The sequence below is a fragment of the Streptosporangium fragile genome, from assembly GCF_039534445.1.
In the GTDB taxonomy this organism is placed as follows: Bacteria; Actinomycetota; Actinomycetes; order Streptosporangiales; family Streptosporangiaceae; genus Streptosporangium; species Streptosporangium fragile.
Genome location: NZ_BAAAVI010000013.1, coordinates 11447 through 31653, shown reverse-complemented (window position 1 = coordinate 31653; position 20207 = coordinate 11447). Strand labels below are relative to the sequence as shown.

Annotated in this window: 20 protein-coding genes; 12 read left to right on the top strand and 8 right to left on the bottom strand. The window is 71.8% G+C overall.

The annotated features are described in order from the left end of the window. Positions 1-91 precede the first annotated feature (91 nt). The 6 genes from ABD841_RS11040 to ABD841_RS11015 form a co-directional block, all read right to left on the bottom strand. Entirely contained in the window at positions 92-2398 is a 2307-nt protein-coding gene (locus ABD841_RS11040; protein WP_344970334.1) for a protein kinase domain-containing protein, read from the bottom strand. Continuing rightward, positions 2395-3069 (bottom strand): hypothetical protein, encoded by a 675-nt coding sequence (locus ABD841_RS11035; RefSeq protein WP_344970333.1) that lies wholly within the window; start codon positions 3067-3069, stop codon positions 2395-2397. The genes ABD841_RS11040 and ABD841_RS11035 overlap by 4 nt, the downstream gene beginning before the upstream one ends. Then, entirely contained in the window at positions 3066-3440 is a 375-nt protein-coding gene (locus ABD841_RS11030; RefSeq protein ID WP_344970331.1) for a hypothetical protein, read from the bottom strand. The genes ABD841_RS11035 and ABD841_RS11030 overlap by 4 nt, the downstream gene beginning before the upstream one ends. Before the next feature lie 220 nt (positions 3441-3660). Then, positions 3661-5145, bottom strand: coding sequence for a methylation-associated defense system protein kinase MAD6 (gene mads6, locus ABD841_RS11025; protein WP_344970329.1), 1485 nt, complete (start codon positions 5143-5145; stop codon positions 3661-3663). 125 nt (positions 5146-5270) lie between these two features. Continuing rightward, on the bottom strand, positions 5271-5942 hold the full coding sequence (locus ABD841_RS11020) for a response regulator (protein WP_344970328.1): 672 nt from the start codon (positions 5940-5942) through the stop codon (positions 5271-5273). Next, complete coding sequence (locus ABD841_RS11015; RefSeq protein WP_344970326.1) at positions 5939-7153, bottom strand: sensor histidine kinase; 1215 nt, start codon at positions 7151-7153, stop codon at positions 5939-5941. The genes ABD841_RS11020 and ABD841_RS11015 overlap by 4 nt, the downstream gene beginning before the upstream one ends. A gap of 542 nt (positions 7154-7695) precedes the next feature. Here ABD841_RS11015 and ABD841_RS11010 point away from each other — a divergent pair. From ABD841_RS11010 to ABD841_RS10985, 6 genes are all read left to right on the top strand, one after another. Next, positions 7696-8094 (top strand): phage holin family protein, encoded by a 399-nt coding sequence (locus ABD841_RS11010; protein ID WP_344970324.1) that lies wholly within the window; start codon positions 7696-7698, stop codon positions 8092-8094. Beyond that, positions 8091-8810: a DUF3618 domain-containing protein gene (locus ABD841_RS11005; RefSeq protein ID WP_344970322.1), complete on the top strand. Its 720-nt coding sequence runs from the start codon at positions 8091-8093 to the stop codon at positions 8808-8810. The genes ABD841_RS11010 and ABD841_RS11005 overlap by 4 nt, the downstream gene beginning before the upstream one ends. Next, a complete protein-coding gene (locus ABD841_RS11000; protein ID WP_344970321.1) occupies positions 8811-9809 on the top strand; it encodes a YihY/virulence factor BrkB family protein in 999 nt (332 codons plus the stop codon). It begins immediately after the preceding gene. A gap of 313 nt (positions 9810-10122) precedes the next feature. Beyond that, the gene (locus tag ABD841_RS10995) at positions 10123-10695 is read left to right on the top strand and encodes a hypothetical protein (protein ID WP_344970319.1); all 573 of its coding nucleotides are present in this window, start codon (positions 10123-10125) and stop codon (positions 10693-10695) included. A 9-nt stretch (positions 10696-10704) separates the two neighbouring features. Beyond that, positions 10705-11163, top strand: coding sequence for a VOC family protein (locus ABD841_RS10990; protein ID WP_344970317.1), 459 nt, complete (start codon positions 10705-10707; stop codon positions 11161-11163). Between the two features lie 149 nt (positions 11164-11312). After that, complete coding sequence (locus tag ABD841_RS10985; RefSeq protein ID WP_344970316.1) at positions 11313-12326, top strand: ABC transporter substrate-binding protein; 1014 nt, start codon at positions 11313-11315, stop codon at positions 12324-12326. Between the two features lie 25 nt (positions 12327-12351). Here ABD841_RS10985 and ABD841_RS10980 read toward each other — a convergent pair whose 3' ends face one another. Then, positions 12352-13062 carry a TenA family protein gene (locus ABD841_RS10980; protein ID WP_344970314.1) on the bottom strand — a complete coding sequence of 237 codons (711 nt, stop codon included), beginning with the start codon at positions 13060-13062 and terminating at the stop codon, positions 12352-12354. 235 nt (positions 13063-13297) lie between these two features. On the opposite strand from ABD841_RS10980, the gene ABD841_RS10975 reads away from it, so the two are divergent. The 6 genes from ABD841_RS10975 (at position 13298) to ABD841_RS10950 (ending at position 19770) form a co-directional block, all read left to right on the top strand. Then, positions 13298-13981 carry a FadR/GntR family transcriptional regulator gene (locus ABD841_RS10975; protein ID WP_344970312.1) on the top strand — a complete coding sequence of 228 codons (684 nt, stop codon included), beginning with the start codon at positions 13298-13300 and terminating at the stop codon, positions 13979-13981. Between the two features lie 44 nt (positions 13982-14025). Continuing rightward, complete coding sequence (locus ABD841_RS10970) at positions 14026-14820, top strand: DUF1838 family protein (protein WP_344970311.1); 795 nt, start codon at positions 14026-14028, stop codon at positions 14818-14820. 69 nt (positions 14821-14889) lie between these two features. Then, positions 14890-15408 carry a MaoC family dehydratase gene (locus ABD841_RS10965; protein ID WP_344970309.1) on the top strand — a complete coding sequence of 173 codons (519 nt, stop codon included), beginning with the start codon at positions 14890-14892 and terminating at the stop codon, positions 15406-15408. Positions 15409-15640: 232 nt separating this feature from the next. After that, the gene (locus tag ABD841_RS10960; protein ID WP_344970307.1) at positions 15641-16801 is read left to right on the top strand and encodes an acyl-CoA dehydrogenase family protein; all 1161 of its coding nucleotides are present in this window, start codon (positions 15641-15643) and stop codon (positions 16799-16801) included. Positions 16802-17000: 199 nt separating this feature from the next. Beyond that, positions 17001-17429 (top strand): HIT family protein, encoded by a 429-nt coding sequence (locus ABD841_RS10955; protein ID WP_344970305.1) that lies wholly within the window; start codon positions 17001-17003, stop codon positions 17427-17429. A gap of 343 nt (positions 17430-17772) precedes the next feature. After that, entirely contained in the window at positions 17773-19770 is a 1998-nt protein-coding gene (locus ABD841_RS10950; protein WP_344970304.1) for a hypothetical protein, read from the top strand. On the opposite strand, the gene ABD841_RS10945 is transcribed toward ABD841_RS10950, so the two are convergent. Next, a complete protein-coding gene (locus ABD841_RS10945) occupies positions 19757-20185 on the bottom strand; it encodes a hypothetical protein (protein WP_344970302.1) in 429 nt (142 codons plus the stop codon). The genes ABD841_RS10950 and ABD841_RS10945 overlap by 14 nt on opposite strands. Positions 20186-20207 lie beyond the last annotated feature (22 nt).

Genomic DNA, 20207 nt, shown 5'->3' with positions numbered 1-20207 from the left:
ACAGCCGAAGCCTCGGCTCTCGCCCCTACCGCCCGACCCGGGGCTTCCGGTGGACGCGGCCCGTTCCAGCCGTATTCCGGCGGCACCCCACCTAGGCCCGCACCGTCTTGCGGAGGTGCGGGCCGGGCGGATGGGCGAGGTCGCCGCCGCAGAGGCACCGCAGGTAGAACGTGGGGTGGCGGACGCAGCCCGCGCAGAAAAGGCGATGGCAGGCGCCGCAGACGGACAGGCCCTCGACCCTGAAGGAGTCACGGCACACGGCACAGTGCCGGGTACCGCGGAGCAGCGCAGCGGCGTCCGAGCCGGCCAGTGCGCGGCTGTGCTCAATCAGCTCCGGCACGTCCGCCGAGATCCCGACGGGAGCGGAGCCCGCCCAGCGCTCCGCCGCGACGAGACAGAGCCCGATCAGCGGGTCGTCGGGCCGCCCGTCGGCCGACCACAACTCCGCCCGGTTGTTCAGCCGCGCCGTCAGACCGCGGTCCGCCGGATCCCGGCCGAGGGCGACGGCCTCCACCGCGGCCCGGTCCCGATGGTTGACCGGCCTGCGGATCACCGGTTTTGCGCGGACGGCCCGGGCCCGGCGCATCGCGTACTCGATCTCACCGCGCTGGTAGGCCGCCTCGACCAGGTACCTGAGCTTCTGCACCGAGGTCGTGCCGCTGACGGCCGTGAAGTGCTCGCGCAGCGCCACCCACGCGGCGTCGGGCCGGACCGGCCCGCGCCGTCCGTCGAGCACGCACCGGAGCAGGTCGCCGACGTCCAATCCCGCCTGGGAGAGCAGATCCAGGACCTGGTCGAGGAGCCGGGAGTCGTCCGCTTCGACGAGGTCCACCGCGGCCATGGCGAGCCACCGGAAGTTCATGGCCATGTCCTCGGTGTCGGTCTGCAGCGCGACCTTCGCCGCCAGCTCGTCATCGCCGCTCACGACGTAGAACAGGTGCATCGCCGCGCGCGCCGACGGGTCGTCGGGATCGGCGGCGTAGGAGTGCCGCACATACGGCAGCGCACGTTCCGGATCGTCGAGGCTCAGCCACGCCTGAGCGAGAATCGCGGTGTCGGCCTCCTCGGCGAACTCGCCGACGGCCTCCCACGCCTCGGTCACCTCACGGAGGCGGACGACGTCGGCCTCAGCCCCGGTCGCCTCGACGAGCTCCACCAGTGCCACCACCAGGTGCCGCACGAAGGTCAGCGCGGTGCCGCGGGGGATCACCCGAGCGATAGGCCGCGCCTCGCCCGGCCGATCCGCCTGCTTCCCGGATCCGACGGGCAGGACGTTATCGCCGGGAAGGTCGTGGAACGCCCGCCACAGGGATCCGGGCCGCCCCGGTTCGCCGAGGACCCGGGTGCACAGCTCCTCGATGCGCCTGAGCGCCGGGACGGAGCCGACCTCGTACAGCCGCGCGCACTCCGGCAGCCAGGCGGCCCACCCGAAGGACACCCGCAGGTGGACCGCGTCGTGCCGCACCGCCGCCAGGGACTCCGCCATCTCCGACGGCGCGGACTCCATCGGGTACCACACGACGGCCGTCCCCGCCGTGCCGCCGAGCCGCGGCCGCTCCCGATCGCCGAACCCCACGTACCGGCCGTAGACGTCGATGATCTCCGCGGCGGTGGGTCGTCCGGCCGGCTCGTCCGACAACGCCCGCCCGACCAGGCCGGCCAGCCACGCCCACTCGCGCGGCACGGCGGGGCCGAGCCCGTCACGCAGGGTCGCGCCCCACGCCCAGATGTCCATGGCGGGATCGGCGGGAGCGCCGCCGAGCTGCTCCGGGGCCGCGTACTCAGGGGTCATCCGCCAGCTGGTCGCCGCTCCCGCCGGAGCGAGCGTCTCCAGGTCCGCCAGCAGCGTGCGCCAAGTGACCGCCTCACCGGTGATCTCGTCGCCCCAGTGCGCGAAGAGCACGTTCTCCGGCTTGACGTCGCCGTGGACGACTCCGTGGTCGTGGAGTTTGCGGAGCGCGCACACCAGGGCCATCCCGTGGTAGGCCAGTTCCGCCACGCCGGTGTCCCCGGCCTCCAGCCGGTTCCTCAGGCTGCCGCCCTGGCAGTACGGCAGGCACAGATAACCCAGACGGGTTCCGCTGATCAGGCTCAGGCGCTCCTCGATCGGCAGGAGGCCGCCGTACCCGAACCGGATCAGGCGCAGGGCCTCGTCGATGTGGGTGGTCCAGGCCCGCGCGCTCACCGGCGCCCGCCGCCCGAACCCCTTGAGCGCCTGGAGCACTCCGTCCGGGCGGCGTCCCACCAGCACTTCCGCGTGGGGTCCGGTGATCCGCCGGACGATGTCGTAGCCGGGCAGCTCGTCGATGGCCGGGGCGGTCACGAGGGTCTCTGCCGCGCGGAGCGCCTCGGTGAAGTAGACGGCACCGAACGGGTCGGTGAACGATCCGCCGCTCATGCCTGCCCGATCTGGAGCGCCGCGTAGGAGTCGCAGACCTCCGACCAGCGTTGCCGGTGGAACGCCAGCGTGCTCCGGATGAGGGCGCCCAGCTCCTGGCCGAGCTCGCCGTCGAGCGAACGGTAGAGGTGGTCGAGCACGGTGGTGCCGGAGGTCCGCCAGCGGCCGTCGGCCTCGTCGCCGCGCAGTTCGCCGGTCGGGAAGTACGCCAGCACGGCGCCGATGAACGTACGCTGCGGCACTGCCGTCAGGGCGTCGCCGTAGGCCTTCGCGGCCGCGTGGACCCGCACCCGCACCGGCTCGTACTCGAGGCGGAGCCTGCGCAGGAGAGCGGCGACCTCCCGCACACTCTCGGTGTAGTGCGGGGTGCCCTCCTCCCAGGCGTCCGGCGTGCGCTCGAGGAGCGTCTCGAACATCACCAGGTAGTCCCGGTGCACGGCCTCCAGGTCGGACAGCAGGCGTTCCAGCACGTCTGGGCCCGCGGTCCGCGGGGACGCCCGGATCTCCCCGACGGAGTCGAGCACCGCCCGCGCCATCGCCACAGAGCCGCCGCCCGGGTAGTGATGGTGGTGGACGGTCTGGTCCCCGGCGATCTGGGTGATCCGGCCCTGTCCGGAGGCGGTGGCGTCCTGGGACGTGCCGCCCGTGCCGCGGTCGCGTCGGGTGGTCACGGCGGCGGCGCCGAGGAGGGAGCCTGGTCGCCGCCGACCTGGGTGACCGCCCCGTCTCCGGCCGCGGTCGCCCGCTGGGTGACCGCCCCGTCCACCGCGGTGCCTTCGCCGATGCCCGTGGAACCGCCGATCTGGTGGATCCGGCCGCGATCGGACGCCGTGGCCCGCTGCGATACCCGACGGCCCGCGGGGGAGGGCGCCGTCAGCCCGTACACCGTCACCGCCAGCGCGACCACGGCGACGAGGACACCGATCGAGCTGGCGATCTTGTCGGCCTTGTCCGGCCCGACCATCATGAAGTAGACGCCCAGCCCGATCACCGCCGCGGCCGTCACTCCGGCGCCGATTCCCGTGCGAACGTGTCTGGCCATGCGCCTATCATCAGCCACCGTCCGGCCCCGCGCCAGCGATCGCCGGCACCCGGGAGGGCCGCCCGGCCGATTCTCCCGGTCGCCATGACTTTTCGACGAGCGCGACGTGGCCGTCGCGCGCCGGCGCCCCAGGGGCCCGGGACCCGGGGGACGGCCATCTGCCGGGGTCCCTTCCGCGGGTTACCCGCCGCTCCGCCGCGGGTCCGGGCCGCCTTCCCGGTCAGCGCCCGGACATCCGGCGGAACCTCATCTTTATCTTGTCGAGCAGCGCCTCCCGCTCGGGTGCGCCGCTCTCGCGCGCGGGCTCGCCCGCCCGGGGGCGGTCCGGCACGTCGGCGTGTACCGGGTGGGGGGCGACCGGGTGCCGCCGGCGCGCCCGCCGCAGGTCGACCAGGGCCTCGCCGGCGGTGGGGCGTTTGTGCGGGGCGTGGTCGCGCATGCGGCGGAGCACGTCCATGACCTCCGCGGGCGCATCGCCCGCGGGGGGTTCGGCGTCCGGGCCGGCCGGCGGCAGCTCGCCCGTCAGCAGCTGGAAGGCGATCACCCCGGCCGCGTACACGTCGGACGCGGCCGTCATCCGCTCGGACATCGCCAGGAACTCCGGGGCCGCGTAATGCGTGTCGAGGACGTTGGGCAGCTCACCCGCCACGGTGTGCGCGCGGGGGCCCGGCTTGGCGTAGTCGAACCCGGTGAGCATCGCCCGGCCGTTCTCGGCGACGAGCACGCACGCGGGGCTCAGCGCCCGGTGGATCACGTTGTTGGCGTGGACGTGGGACAGGCCCAGCAGCATGTCCTCCACCACGTCCAGCCTGGCGTCGGTGGAGAGCGTCCGCCGGGAGGCGGTCAGATGCAGGTGCAGCGCCTGCCCGTGCACGTCGTCGAGGACGAGCACGAACCGGCTCTCGTCGTCGATGGCGAAGAAGTCGCGCGCCCGCACCACACACGGGTGCGGCGGGATCCTGGTCAGGGCCTGGTAGGCGTTGGTGATCAGTCGCCGCTCGGCCGCCCGCGGCCCTTCCTGGGCCAGCGGGTCGGCCCGGTAGACGCGCAACAGGACCGTCTCGCTCTCCGGGACCGTCGCGTTGATCGCGCGGTACTCGGTGACCCGGGTGTCCCCGCCGAGCTGTTCCTCGACCTCCCAGTTGCCGAACCGCGGCGGCGCCGTGGAGCGCCGCACGCTGCCGTTCAGCGCCTCGATGATCGCGGTGCCGTACGGTGCGGTGTCGGTGGTGTAGCCGCGCCTGACGCGGGAGACGTCGCTCAGCGTGCGGACCAGCCCGGCCAGGTCGGTGACGTGCCGCGAGTCCCGGCCGGCCGGATCGACCAGCTCCGCGTCCTGGCCGGTCAGCACGACGACGCTGTCGACGTAGACGCGCTCCAGTTCGCGGCGGCGCTGCATGAGCAGGCCTTTGAGCGCGCGCCCGTTGCCGCGCAGCTTGGTCACCGGGGAGCCGAACGCCTCCCGCCGCGCGGGGAACCAGCGCGTCCCGGCGACCTCGATCCGGCCCCGCGTGCCCTTGACGTCGATGATGCAGAGCGAGTGGCCGGTCAGCACGATCACGTCCACCTCGAAGGTGTCGTCGCCGCGCGGCACCTCGATGTTGTGCAGCAGCAGCCAGTCATCCGGGGCGTTGTCCCGCAGATGCGCGATGACCCGTCGCTCGGCGTCGTTGACCGGGCTACCGCCGCCGACGATCTGTGCCATCTCGAGCGCGCCGCCTTTCTGATCGTGCTTATTCTTCACGTGAAGTATCGCAAGACGCTTGAACTCCCGCGTATCCCTACCTTTTCATCAATCGACCACATGTCGCTCCCGCCTCGGCCGGCGGGTCACTCGTGGCCACGGCGGGGGTGGACGAGGCCGGTCTCGTAGGCCAGGGCGACGGCCTGGGCGCGGCTGGACAGGCCCAGCTTGGTCATGGCCCGGTTGAGGTGCGTCTTCACCGTCGCCTCGCTCACGCACAGCCCGTCGGCGATCTCCCGATTGGACAGCGCCCGGCCGACCATGCGCAGCACCTCCAGCTCACGGGCGGTGAGCGTGTCCAGCCCGGCGTCCGAGGCGAGGGCGGTGTCCCGCCCGCTGGTGTACGCCTCGATCAGCCGCCGGGTCACGGTCGGCGCGAACAGCATGTCGCCCGCCGCGATCGTGCGGATCGCCGCGATCAGCCGTTCCGGCGGCGTGTCCTTGAGCAGGAAGCCCCAGGCGCCGGCCCGCAGCGCGTCGTAGACGTACTCGTCCAGGTCGAACGTGGTCAGCACCAGGACCCTGGGCGGGGCGTGCCCGGCGGCGGCGAGGATGCGCTCGGTCGCGGCGATGCCGTTCAGCCCGGGCATCCGCACATCCATCAGGATCACGTCCGGGCGGGACGCCGCCGCCAGCGCGACCGCCTCCTCCCCGTCGGACGCCTCGCCCGCCACCTCCAGATCCGGGGTCGCCCTGATCAGCGCGGCGAACCCGGCCCGGACCAGCACCTGGTCGTCCACGACGAGAACCCTGGTCATCCGTCTCCTCGCTCATCGTTCGGCGACGACAGCGGCAGCGTCGCGGTGACCTCGAAGCCGCCCCCGGGCAGCGGGCCCGCGAGCACCGTGCCCCGGTAGAGCCTGACCCGTTCGCGCATCCCGAGCAAGCCGTGGCCTCCGCCGCCCGCCGCGGTGGGGGACGGGGAGCCGTCGTCGGTGACCGTCACGACCAGCTCGTCACCGCCGTAGTTCAGCCGCACCTTCGCCCTGGCCGGAAACGCATGCTTGATCACGTTGGTCAGGCTCTCCTGGACCACCCGGTACGCGCACAGCTCGATCCCCGGGTTGAGCCTCCGGACGCTCCCGGTCACCTCCACGTCCACCGGCACCCCGGCGACGCGGACCCGTTCGACGAGCTGCCCGAGCTGTGCCAGGCCGGGGGTCGGGTCGTAGACGCCGTTGTCGCCGCCGTTCCCGTCGGTGCCGGGGTCCACCCGGAGCAGCGCCAGCAGCCGCCGCATCTCCTCCAGCGCCTCGTGGCTGGTGTCGGCGACCGTGGACAGCGCCGCCCTGGCGGTGCCGGGGTCGCTGCCGAACACGTAACGGGCCAGGCCCGCCTGTACCGAGATCACCGACATGTGGTGGGCGACGACGTCGTGCAGTTCCCTGGCGATGCGCACCCGCTCCTCGGAGACCGCCCGCCTGGCCCGCTCCTCCTGCTCCAGCCGGAGCCGCGCGGTCAGTTCCGCCAGTTGCCCGTTGCGCTCGGCGAGCCTGCGGGTGCGGGTGCCGAACGCCCAGGCCGCCGTGACGATCAGCACGCTCTGCGCGCCGTTCAGCACCTCCAGGCCGCTCGCGGCCAGGAACGAGGCCCACCCCCAGGTCGCCATCGTGATCACCGTCCCGGCCAGCGCGACCCGGGGCGGGCGCCGGGCGGCGACGGTGTAGAGGGCGAGCAGCGTGGAGGTGTTGTTCAGGTCGGCCTGGTAGCCCAGCGCGTGATGACAGATCGTCGCGACGGAGCACACGCCGAGCACGGTGAAGGGGGCCCGGGTCCGCAGTGCGATCGGCAGGTTGGCCAGGCAGGTCAGCGTGACCGCCACCGTGTCCGGCCGCCGCCACGGACCGCTGTGGTCGGTCGCCGCCCAGGTGAGCATCAAGCCGGTGATCACGAGGGCGAACACCGTGTCGACGGCACGGGGGTCGATCTCGCTCATCCGCCGCGCCAGCGCCGCCGCTCGTACGTGCATGCGCGCATGCTAGCCAGGGAAGGCGCCCCGCTCATCGGACGGCCGGGTGACCGTGTATACCGCGGAAGTCGTATGCCGGAGGGGCATGTACCGCCGTAGTCGCCGATGAATCACCCGGGTGGGCGATGCGCCGCCCGGCGCCCGCGCTCTACGGTAGGGCTCGCCGCGGGATGAGGGTCTCGTTCCGGCGGTGCTCGTCAGCTGCTCGTCCGACGCTCGTCCGGTGCCCGTTCCCGCGGGGACCGGCCGCGCGCCCGAGCCGGGGCACCGCCGCGTGGCGACCGTGTGCGCGCTCAGCCGGTGAGCGGGGGCCGGCTGCGCGTCCAGCCGGCGGGCGGGGGCCGGACGGGAGACCCGGCCCCCGCCCGCTTTCTCCGGCCCGCCCGTCTTCTCCGGCCCGCCCGCTTTCTCCGGCCCGCCCGTCTTCTCGGGTTCGCCCGGCGCCCGGGCGGGAGCCCACCGGCCCTGATCATCGCCGCCGGACGGATGTTTGCCGCTGCCGGAGGGGGTAGACGCCTTCCCCAGGAGGGAGGAGGCATGCCATGACCACCACCAAGGAGTCACTGTCGACGGCGGAGCTGATCCGGCAGCTGTCGGAGCAGGTCTCGCGCCTCGTCAGGGACGAACTCCGCCTGGCCAGACTGGAGCTCGCGGAGAAGGGAAGACACGCGGGACGCGGTGCCGGGCTGTTCGGCGGGGCGGGCGTCGTCGCCCTGCTCGGGGCGGGCTCTTTCGTCGCCGCAGTGATCCTGCTCCTCGCCCAGGTCATGCCCGCGTGGGCGGCCGCGGCGGTCGTGGGCGCGGTGCTGTCGATCGTGGCGGCCGTGCTCGGGCTCCTCGGCAGGCGACACGTCGCCGAGGCCGCGCCGCCGACACCCGAGCGGACCATCGAGAGCGTCAGGGACGACATCGACGCCGTGAGAGAGAGGGCGCACCGATGACCGAGACCGATCCGGGACGGCCCGACTCCACGCCCACCGCCGGGACCACCGGGGCCCACCGCAAGGCGGTCGGAGAACCCGTGACGCCGGACGAGCGGGAGTCGCTGAACATCCCGCCCAACCAGCCGATCGGCACGCCTGTGGAGACGGCCGAGGAGCTCGGCGTCCCGCCGTCCGAGCGTGACGGCACGCCCCGGCTCCCGGGCGGCGCGGCCGGCGCGGCCGGCGCCCCGGCCGAGGTTTCCGGGGCCGCCGCCCCGTACGCCGACACCGGTGACAGCGCGGTCGGCACGACCACCGGCGCGGCCGGCCGGGAAGACGACAAGGAATCCGTGCGGCGGGACATCGAGGAGGCCCGCCGCGAACTGGGCGACACCGTGGAGGCATTGGTGCACAAAACCGACGTGAAGGGCCGCGTCCAGGAGACCGCCGCCCATGTGGGCGACGACCTGCGCAGGATGAGGACGGCCACCGCCACCACCGCCACCGAGGTGATGGAGCGGGTCAAGGGGGCGGCACCCGAGGTCGTCGGAAGGATGCGGGGGGCCGCCCCCGAGGTCGTGGGCCGGGTCAAGGAGAGGACCCCCGTCGAGCTCAGGGACGCCGCGCAGAAGGTCACCACCGAGGCCGGCAAGCGCCCCGCCGTGACGACGGCGCTCGTCGCCGCGCTGGTCCTGATCCTGTTCCGGCTCCTGCGGCGAGGCAAGAGGAAGTAGATGCCGCACGCCACCGGCGGTGCCGTCTCCGGTCTACGGGGGCGGTCCGCCGCCCCCGAGTCCCCCTCGGCGCTGTCCCGGCGGGCGTGGTGGGGAGTGCTCAGGCGGACGGTCACCGAGTTCCAGCGGGACGGTCTGCCCGACTGGGCCGCCGCTCTGACCTACTACGCGGTGTTGTCGATCTTTCCCGGGCTGATCGTGCTGGTGTCCGTGCTCGGCCTGGTCGGTCAGGACGTGATCTCCACGATCCTGTCCCAGGTGGCGGCACTGGCCCCGGGTGACGTGACCGAGCTGGTCCGGGAGCAGCTCACCCGGTTACGCGGCAGCGGGAACGCCAGGGGCATCCTGGCGATCACCGGCCTGCTGGTGGCCCTCTGGTCGGCGTCGGGGTACATCGCGGCCTTCATCCGGGCGGGCAACGCCATCTACGACATCCGCGAAGGACGCCCGCTGTGGAAGCTGACCCCGCTGCGGATCGGGCTGACGCTGGTGTTCGTCGTGCTGATGGCGGCCGGCGCGGTGGCCGTCACCTTCACCGGGAGGCTCGCCGAGGTGGCGGGCGAGGCCCTGGGCGCCGGGCGGACCGCGGTCACGGTGTGGAACTACGCCAAGTGGCCGGTCCTGGTCCTCGTCGCCGCGGGGCTGGTGATGCTGCTGTACTGGGCCGCGCCCAACGTCCGCCAGCCGGGGTTCCGCTGGATCAGCCCGGGTGGCCTGCTCGCCGTGCTGCTCTGGGTCGTCGTCTCCGCGGGCTTCGCGGTCTACGTGGCCAACTTCGGCTCCTACGACAAGACCTACGGCACGCTCGGCGCGGTCGTGGTCTTCCTCGTCTGGCTCTGGCTGTCCAACATGGCCATCCTGCTGGGCGCCGAGTTCGACGCCGAGCTCATCCGCCAGCGCCAGATCGCCGCGGGTCACCCGCCCGAGGTCGAGCCGTACGCCGAGCCCCGGGACGAGCCCGAGGAGGACGGCCACCAGCCCGGTCCGGGCGAACGCTGACCTGACCGGCCCGTTCTCGCGGGTTCGGGGTGCCCGCGCCGCGGGCCGGGACGCCCGCGACGGGACTCCGCGGCCGGATTCGCCGCCACCCGCGCGGTATGCGGGCCAATAGGCGAGCCAAACTCAGGTATTCCGGGGTAGTCTGACCGTTTCCGGGTGGGCGGCGGACCCCCTCCTCTCCGCCCACCCGGGCCTTCCTGTCACAGTTCCCCCGATCTGCCCGGTTACGTGCTACTGCGCGCACTATCCTGATCTCGAACGCCGAGGTGCCGGGAAGGACGGCGTTCTCGGGGCAGGACACACAGGAGGTCTGATGCGCCGCGTCCTGGGGATCGTCGCGAGCCTCGCCCTGATCGCCGCTTCCCTGATCCCACCCACGACCGCCGAGGCCGCCTGTCTCGTCGCCGCCGCCAGGAAGTGCCCGGGGCAGCCGCTGATAGACATCGACGTCACGGCCGGGAGCGCGTCCCGCGCCGACGGGCGGATCGTCTACACCCTCGGCTACTCCATGACCTGGACTCCCTCCTTCGCCCCCTACTGGGGTGTCTTCTGGGTGGGCGGCCGGTTTCCGGCCGGGGCCCAGGGCCCGTCGCGGGCGACGCTGTTCGACGACGCCGGCAAACGCGTGGCGGTCCTCACCTGCCGGAAGCACTCCGACGGCGTATGGTGCCGCGCCGGCGGCCGGATCCCGAACCGGGGCAAAGTGATCTTCAGCGCCCGGATGCCCGCCGATGCCCGGGGAGCGGGCACGGCCGCGCTCGGCTTCGACAGCTTCGAGGTGCTCGACCGTGAGGAGTCCATGCGCGACTACAGCCGGAAGGCCGCGCGGGCGAAGTTCTGCAATCACCGTTTCAGCACGTCCGTCACCACGACGGCGGACTCCTGAGGAGGCGCGTTGAAGGCCGCACTGACCGGTGTCCACCACCTGAAGATCTGGGTGAGCGACCTGTCCCGGAGCCGCTCCTGGTACGAGCGGGTCTTCGGACTGGAGCACCACACCAGCTTCGAGGACGACGACGGCGTGATCAGGGGCATGGCCTTCAAGGTCCCGGGGGCCGGTTTCCAGATCGCCCTGCGGGAGAACCCCGAGCTGGCCCGCGCCCTGTCCGACGCCGACCCCTTCGCGCTCGAGGTGACCCGTGAGGGACTCGACGCCTGGCTCGCCCATCTCGACGACCTCGGCATCCCGCACAGCCCGGTCATCAGGGCCTCCGGCGGGTACGCGATGGGCTTTCGCGACCCCGACGGCGTGCAGCTCCGCCTGTATGCCGACGACGACGCCGTCCACGCCGCCCAGGTGGGATCCGGAGGCGTCTACCGCGCCGGCCCCGCCCCGGTCGTCGAGCACGGCTAGCGCGGCCGGGCGGGGCCGGCGCTTTCCGCAGCCCGCGGGGCCGGGCGGAGCGGTGCGCCCGCCGGACCCGGCACCCTCCCTCACCACCAATTTTAGGTAAGGCTAAGCTAATGCCCGATTATTAGGACAGCCTTGCCTTAGGAGTGGAAATGTCCGTATCGAGGAGGGGGTTCCTCGCGATGGCCGGTGGCGTCGGCACCCTGCTGGCCCTTGCGGCCTGCGGGGAGTCGGCTCCCGCACCCGTCGCGACCGCCGCGCAGACGAGCGCGGCCCCCGCCGGTCCCTGGACGTTCACCGACGACCGCGGCAAGAAGATCGAGCTGCCCCGGCGGCCGACCCGGGTCGTCGCCCAGGTCGGCTCGGCCGCGGCTCTGTGGGATTTCGGGATCCGGCCGGTCGCGGTCTTCGGCCCGCACAAGCTGAAGAGCGGCGAGAAGGACCCCCAGGTGGGCAACGTCGACATCACCAAGGTCACGGGGCTCGGCAACGTCTGGGACGAGTTCAACGTGGAGCAGTACATCGCGCTGCAGCCCGAGCTCCTGGTCAGCAGCATGTACGTCAAGGGCACGCTCTGGTACGTCCCGGACAAGTCGAAGGACACGATCGAGCAGGTGGCGCCCACCGCCGGAGTCATGCTCACCGGCCAGAGCGCGGCCCAGGTGATCGGGAAGTACGCCGAGCTCGCCCAGTCGCTGGGCGCGGATCTCAACGCCCCCGAGGTGAGCTCGGCCAAGGCCCGCTTCGAGGCGGCGACCGAGGAGCTGAAGAAGATCTCCGCGACCGGCCTGAAAGTCCTCATGATGTCCGGCGGCCCCGACACCATGTGGGTGGTCAACCCTCCGGAGTACCCGGACATCGTGCACCTGACCCAGAGCGGCCTCGACGTCGTCACACCCGACAAGGTGGACGAGGGAGGCTTCTTCCAGAGCCTGAGCTGGGAGAACGCCGACAAGTACGACGCCGACGTGATCCTGTACGACGCCAGGACCCAGGCGCTGAAGCTGGAGGAGATGATGAAGAAGCCGACCTTCGCCAAGCTTCTCGCGGTCAAGGCCGGGCACGTGTATCCGTGGCGGGCCGAGGCGCCGTTCAGCTACCAGGGATACGCCGACTACCTGGAGGAACTGGTGGCCAACCTGAAGAAGGCCGGCCAGGAGTCCTGAGCCGCGGAGCCCGCTCGGCGGACGGTCACGGGCGGCCGGGGGAGCCGCCCGCCGCCATGTCGAAGAAGCGCAGCTCCAGCCGTACGGCGCGCCGGAAGACGTCGAGCACGCGCAGCCGCCCCTCCTCGTCGAGCGCGGGTCCCAGCCGGTCGAGTTCGCCGCGCAGGAAGGCGACCCAGGCGCGGAACGCCGGCCCCTCGTGCAGCTCGACCCACTCACGGTGCACGAAGTTCTCCGGCGGCGGCCCCTCGGCACGGCCGGCCCAGCCGAGGTAGCTCCACTCCGCCACGCACAGCACCGCCAGGATCAGCGGGTAGTCCAGGCTGGTCCTGGCCTCGTCCATCAGCGCGCGGAAGTCGGCCGTCACCGGCTCCAGTTCGGGTGAGGTCATCTCGGCGGGGGTGGCGCCGAGTGCGGCGAGCGCCCGGTGGAAATAGGTCTTCTCCTCCGTGGTGGCGGTCTCGCCCAGGAAGCGGCCGAAGGGCACCCGCGACTCGAAGCTGTCCGCGCTGGCGACCGCGGCGCCGAGCAGGGCGGTGAAGGCGTCGACGAACTGGAAGTCCTGGACCAGGTAGCGGCGCATGTCGGCGTCGGGGACGTCGCCCCGGGTGATCGAGGCGGCGAACGGGTGGCACACCACCGCGGTCCACTCCGGCTCGCTGTGCGCCCGCAGCCACTCGCTGAAAACGGGCTCGGCGGCGCTCGCGCGCCACTCGTCGTAGGGGACCGGTGTCACCGGGGCTCTCCTCGGGATCTCGGCATGGCGGTCACCGTGATGCTAACTCCCGGCCGGGCGGAGGAACCGGCCGGGAGAGTCCCCGGAAGGCCCGGTCGATCCTCCGGAGGCCGTCCCGGCCGCGCGCTCCTCGCCGGTAGCCGGGTCTCCTCGGGGTCTCCCCGGACACCCGGTCGACGGGGACGGACGCGGAGGCGGGTGGACAGCCGGACGTTCTCCCCTACGATCGCTGGGTGTGACCGCCTACCAGGCACTCGCCGAGGATCTGCGCCGTCGCATCGTCGCGGGGGAGTTCCAGCCCGGTGACCGGCTGCCGGTCGAGCCCGACCTGTGCGCCCGGTACGGCGTCAGCCGCAGCACGGTCCGCGAGGCGCTGCGCCTGCTGGCCAGCCAGAACCTGATCAGGACCGTCCGGGGCGTGGCCGGCGGCAGCTTCGTCGCCCGCCCCGACCCCGACCACATCAGCGCGTACCTGCGGACCAGCTTCGACCTGATGCGGGTGGGCATCGACCAGCTCACCGAGATCCGCGAACTGGTGGAGGTCCCCGCGGCGGGCCTGGCCGCCCTGCGCCGCACCGACGCGGACCTGGACCTGCTGCGCGGCTGCATCGCCGGTGCGGGCGGTCGCGGCCCCGGTGAGGTCTTCGAGCCCAACCGCGACTTCCACGTGGTCCTGCTCCGCGCGGCCGGCAACCCGCTGCTGGAGGTGGTCGCCCGGCCGGTCTTCGAGGTGCTGGAGGGCCGTTTCGTCCGCGACCGGGCCCCGCGGGCCGCCCTCGACCGCATCGACCGCGAGCACCGCGCGATCCTGGAGCGCGTCGAGGCAGGGGACGCCGAGGGAGCCCGCCTGGCCACCCTCGGACACCTGGAGAGCCTCCGGACCGCCTACTACCCCAGCGTGGAACGATCAGGGCAGTAGGGCGGCCGGGGCCGGCCGCGAGCCTTCACGACGGGACGGCGCGCATGATCGTTCAACCTTCCGGTGACCCGGCGGGAGACCTGCGGGACTTCGTCCGGGTCCGCGCCTGCGCGGCCGGGGCCGAGACGGTCTCCTGGTGGACCGGCGACGTGTACGGCTGGCTGCCCGACGGCGGGCCGCTGCACCTGTTCGGCTTCGAGGGCCTCAACGTCGCCCGCGCCCGCGCCGTGCCCGGCGGTTACGAGCTGCTGACCCGCGAGGCCGCCGTCTACCTCGACCCCCGCACCCGCGAGATCCTGCGCGCCTGGGACAACCCCCTCACCGGCCGCCCGGCCGAGGTGATGCACGTCTGGAACGACCCGGCCAACCAGCGCCTGCTGGAGCGGGGCCGTTCCGGTCCCTTCCGCGCGCCGCGGGTCCTCCTCGGCGACCAGGTGGTGTTCAACGCCGACGTCCTGCTGGCGTACCCGTCGCCGCTCCCGGTCGCCGAGTTCCCCGGCCACTCGGCGGGAGACACCTACCGGGCGATGGAGCTGTTCCAGTTCTTCACCGCCGCCGCCGGGCTCGCGTCCGGGGCGAGCTCGGTGCCCGCCGCCTTCTCCTGGACGAGAGTGTCGCCCTGGCTGCCGTGGATGGAGCTCGGGACCCGGCCCGGAGCGCTGGTCTACCACTGCAGAGGGGCCAAGCTCGGCGGCTACGACGAGGTTCCGGACCGTCTCCGCGAGCACGTCGCCGCGCACGCCCCGCGCTTCGCCCGTGCCCCCGAGGAATGGTCGGAGCCCAACGAGACCAGCTGGACCGCCTTCCGCAAAAGGCACCGCTCCCCGGCCGAGAAATGACCAAGCAAGCCATTGACCGGAAAAACATCAGACCATTAGCGTCGAGGTCTCACCGCTGAGGGAGAGACCGTGACCGTTCACGAACCCGGCCTCGGCCGCTACTACGAGGACTTCGTCGTCGGCGACGTCTACCAGCACCCGCTCGGCCGCACGATCAGCGAGGCCGACAACACCTGGTTCACGCTGCTGACGATGAACACCAACCAGAACCACTTCAACGCCCACTTCGCCGGACGCGCCCCGGTCGGCAAGATCATCGTCAACTCGGGGCTGACCGTGGCGATCGTGCTCGGCCTGTCGGTGATCGACGTCAGCCAGACCGCCCTGATGAACCTGGGCTGGGACGAGATCAGGCTCACCCACCCCGTCTTCGTGGGCGACACCCTCTACGCCGAGTCGATCGTGCTGGAGAAGCGGGAGTCGAATTCGCGACCCTACGCCGGGATCGTCACCTGCCGCACCCGCGGTCTCAACCAGGACGGTGACGAGATCATGTCCTGGCGCCGCACGGTCATGGTCTACCGGCGCGACGCCCCGCACGACAAGAACTACTTCCCGCAGGCCAAGAACGGCCCGCTCACCCCGTAGGGGCCGCTCACCCCGTAAGGGCCGCTCACCCCGTAAGGGCCGCTCACCCCGTAAGGGCCGCCGCCGGCCCCGGGGAGGCGCCTGCGGGAGACGCCCGTACGGGGCGCCTCGCGGGGAGACGCCCGTAAAGGGGACACCCCTGGGGGAGACCCCGTGAGGGAGACCCCGTGAGGGAGACCCCGTGAGGGAGACCCCGTGAGGGAGACCCTTCCCGTCTTCGAGAGGACCCCTGATGGACTTCGAGCTGAACGACGAGCAGAAGCTGTTCCGCCAGACCCTGCGCGAGTTCGTCGACAAGGAGATCGTGCCGGTCGCCGCCGAGTGGGAGCGGACCGGCCGCTACCCCGCCGAGATCGTCGAGCGCTTCAAGCAGATGGGGCTGTTCGGGATCACGATCCCCGAGGAGTACGGCGGGATGGCGCTGGACCGGGTCTCGTTCGCCCTGGTCTTCGAGGAGATCGCGCGCGGGTGGATGGGCGTGGCCGGGGTGCTCGGCTCGCACTCCCTGGCCTCGTGGATGATCGCCCGGTACGGCACCGAGGAACAGCGCGACGCCTACCTGCCGGACCTCGCCACCGGGGCCCGCCGTACCGGCATCGCGCTGACCGAGCCCGCGGCCGGCACCGACCTGCAGGGCATCCAGACCCGGGCGGTCCGCGACGGCGACCACTATGTGATCAACGGGACCAAGACGTGGATCACCAACGCCCGCCACGCCGACCCGATGCCCGTCCTGGTCAAGACCGCCGTCACCGAGCCCGCGCACCGCGGCATGTCCCTGATCCTCGTCGAGGCCGGCACCCCGGGCTACACCGTCAGCCGCGACCTGCCCAAGCTCGGCTACAAGGGCACCGAGACGTGCGAGATCGTCCTGCAGGACGTGCGCGTCCCGGTCTCGCAACTGCTCGGCGGGGTGGAGGGGCGGGGCATGCAGCAGGCGCTGTCGGCCCTGGAACTCGGCCGGATCAACATCGCCGCCCGCGCGGTCGGCATCTCCCAGTGCGCCTACGACGCCGCGCTGAACTACTCGCGGGAGCGCCACGCCTTCGGCCGGCCCATCGCGGACTTCCAGGCCGTCCAGCTCAAGATCGCTGATATGGCCACCGAGATCCAGGCCGCCCGGCTGCTCACCTACTGGGCGGCGGTCCGCTCGGAGGCCGGCGCGGTGAACGCGGAGGCGGCGATGGCCAAGTACTTCGCCTCGGAGGTCGCCCTGCGGAGCACCATGGAGGCCATGCGGATCCACGGCGGTTACGGCTACTCCCAGGAGTTCGTCCTGGAGCGCCTGTACCGTGACGCGCCCCTGATGGCCATCGGTGAGGGGACCAACGACGTTCAGCGGATGGTCATTGCGAAATCCCTCATATCGGGTGCCGCCAAAGTCGGATGGTGATCGGACCCGCCCCCCCCGCCCGGGGTGACCGGCCCGTCAGGCCCGCCACGGTGCCCGGCAGGGGATCGGCCCGTCAGCAGGCCCGCCACGGTGCCCGGCGGGGGATCGGCAGCCGGGGCCGGACGGTCGGCGAAGCGGTCGTCCGGACAGTCCGCCGCCTATTCTGACGTGACGTCGGTCCGCCGCCTATTCTGACGTGATGTCAGACGGACAGTGCGCGTTCTGCGCCATCGCGGCGGGGGACCGGCCGGGCCACGTCGTCCTCTCCGACGACGTGTGCGCGGCGTTCCTCGACACGCGGCCGGTCTTCAAGGGCCACGTCCTCGTGGTCCCGCTGACCCACGTCGAGACCCTGCCGGACCTCCCGGCACCGCAGGTGGGCCCGCTCTTCGAACGGGTCCGCGCCGTCGCCGCCGCCGTCGAGCACGGCCTGGCGGCGGGCGGCACGTTCGTCGCGCTGAACAACCGGATCAGCCAGAGCGTCCCGCACCTCCACGTCCACGTCGTTCCCCGCAACCGCAAGGACGGCCTGCGCGGCTTCTTCTGGCCCCGCACCACGTACGCCGACCCGGCCGAGGCCGAGTCGTACGCCCTCCGCATCCGTGAGGCCCTCGACTCCGCCTCCTGAGCGGTTCGTCTCCGAAGCTCCTCGGCCCCGCCTGCCGAGTGGTTCACCCTCCGGGCCCGTGAGGTTCCCGGTCCCGCCTCCTGAGCGGTTCGTCTCGGGAGCCCTCCGGTTCCGCCCCCTACGTGCGGTTCGTCTCCCCGGCTCCGTGAGCCCGATCCTTCGGCCCCTGAACCACCCGGCCTCTTCCGGCCCCGGGATGGCGGCCGGGAGATCCGTGCGGTCATGATGATTACCTGCGGGTGACGGGGCGGCCTCTCACGGGCACGGGGGCGGGGCAGTCAGGCGATCACCCGATACGGCGGGGACACCGCGGTCATGACGGTTGCGCGGAGGTGGGGAAGACGTGGGGGACACGCCGACGGTGACACCGGGGACCGGGCCGCTCTCGCCCGGCTTCAGCGGGATCGACCCGGCGCTGATGCGAGGCTTCATCACCGACCTCGAACGGGCCGGTCAGGTCATCGCCGAGCACACCGAGGCGATCCGCAGGGAACTGGCCGCGGCCGGCCTCCCCGCCGCCTCGCTCACCCCGGTCAGAGAGATCGGCGGCTGGGCCGAGGAGCAGCTTCCCCGGCTCCGCCGGCGGATGGACACCATCGCCGCCGAACCTGCCGCGCTGCTCGGCGGCGGACTGACCGGATACCGGGAAAGCGCTTCGCTCTCCCCCGCGGAGGCCCGGCGCCAGGGCAAGGACCTGGGCGAACGTTTCACGGACATCGACCTCGACGAGTTCTCCCTCCTCGGCCCGTACGCCTCCGACCGGATGGCCGCGCTCGTCGAAGAACTCGACGCCCACCGGCACGACGCCGACTTCACCGCGGCGTTCTTCGCCGCCCTCGGCCCCCGGGGAACCCGCGCGCTCGGTGAGCAGCTCAGCCGCCTGGCCGACGGGGAGGAAGCGCTCGGCGTCGCCGGGACGGCCCTCGCCACCGCGATCGCGGGCGGGGCGAAGGTGCCGGGCTTCGCCGCGGTCGTCAGAGCCGTGGAGAAGGCCGACGCCCTGGACGAGGTCGCCGATCTGCTGAGCCACGGCCGCTACCCGGCCGAGTGGCTGGCCGGGATCGCGGCTCCCGCGCTCGCCGCGGGCAGCAAGGTGACCGGCCCCACCCTGGGCAAGCTCCTCAACGCCCTGGGGAACAACCCCGCCGCGGCCAGACTCGCCATCAGCTCCGTCACGAACCTCAGCCCCGTCCCGGCCTCTGCGAAATCCCCCTTCGGGGCGCTGCCCGGCTCCCCGCAGCTGTGGAAGGCCCGGCCCGAACTGGCCGCGTTCCTCAGGACGCTCAACGAGCGCGTGAACGGATCCCCCGAGGCGGCGAGCGGCTTCGGGCGGCTGCTGGCCGCCGCGTCGGGCGCCTACGACGAGCAGCAGGGCAGACACAGCAAGGAAGCCGCCTTCTTCGCGTACACGGTGATGACCACCGCCGACGACCTCGAACTGGGTGACGCCACCCGGCCGCACCTGGCGGAGATCGCGGGCTCCTACGCCCCCGAGATCACCCTGGGCGCCGACATCGGCGACACCGACATGACCAAGGACAGCGCGCTCCAGGTCACCCCGGGGTTCTTCGAACCGCTCACCGTTCCCGGCCTGCGCGGCGCCTTCCGGCTCAGCCCCGAGGACACCTTCCGCTTCCTCACCACCTTCACCGGAACCGCCGAAGGCCGCGCCCCGTTCGAAGCGGGCATGGGCGAACTCACCGGGCGACTGCTTCCCGAGGCGTCCCGCCACGTCAGGAACACCGGCGACGTCACCGCCCTGGACAACCTGTTCACCGCCCTGGGCAACGTCCGCGGCTTCGAACTCGCCGCGGCGGTCCGCGTGCTGAAGCCTCAGGACGAGGCGCTCAAGGACGCCAAGGACGCGCAGGACATCCTCGAAGGTGCGTTGATGGGCGTCACCGGCCTGCTTCCGCCCTTCTCTATTTACGTCAGAACGTGGACCCTGATCTCCGCGGGGAAATCCGCTTATGACACCTACGGTTCCGAACCAGGGGAGAAGGTGGCCGAACTGGAGGAACTGGACGGCAGTGAAACCCTGGGCCGCCAGCACGCGATAGCCCAGCTTCTCATGGAACAGGGCTTCACCCCCAGGGTTCCCCCGTCCGGTGCGGCCATCGCCGACGCGAACGGCAACCTGCGCCCCTTCAGTGAGATCGCCAGACAGGGCAATGCCGGAATGAAAGCGTTGGAACAGTGGTTCATCGACAACGGCATGGGTGCTGAAGGCAAGCGGAGTGTCGGGAAACTCAGCATCGCCCTCTCGGGCCACTTTGATGGACGTAAAGATCACCCTTTCCGCCGTGCGGGTCTCTATAAAGGAAGCCTCACAACCGATTGAGGCAATCGGTCTCTCCGCGTACTGAGTATTGGCCATCGACCGAGGACTGTAATATCAGAGAGGTTCTGGATGGCGTGCTGGTCAACGTCATGGCGTCATTTATGTCGTTGGGGTCGCCGATATCGGCAAGATCATAATCTGCCACCCGCTTTGACGCTCCTACCATCACTTCGTTGAGACCGCTTGCTCTGCGTTCAGTTGCGATGTCCTGCCCGGTGGCGGCGAAGGTGCGTTTGGCTCTGCCGTCACCGCAGGGAATGTCCTTCCCGCCCGGATCGGTGATCTGGATGTTCTGCGCGTTGACTTCTTCGAGAAGCTTCAAAACATGCGCCTTGAGGGTTTCCCCCGCTTCGGCCGCGGTGGGTTCCTCCTCTCCGCAGGCGGTCAGGGCCGTCCCGGCCAGTAGAAGTGACATGCCAATCCTTATTGGGAAATAG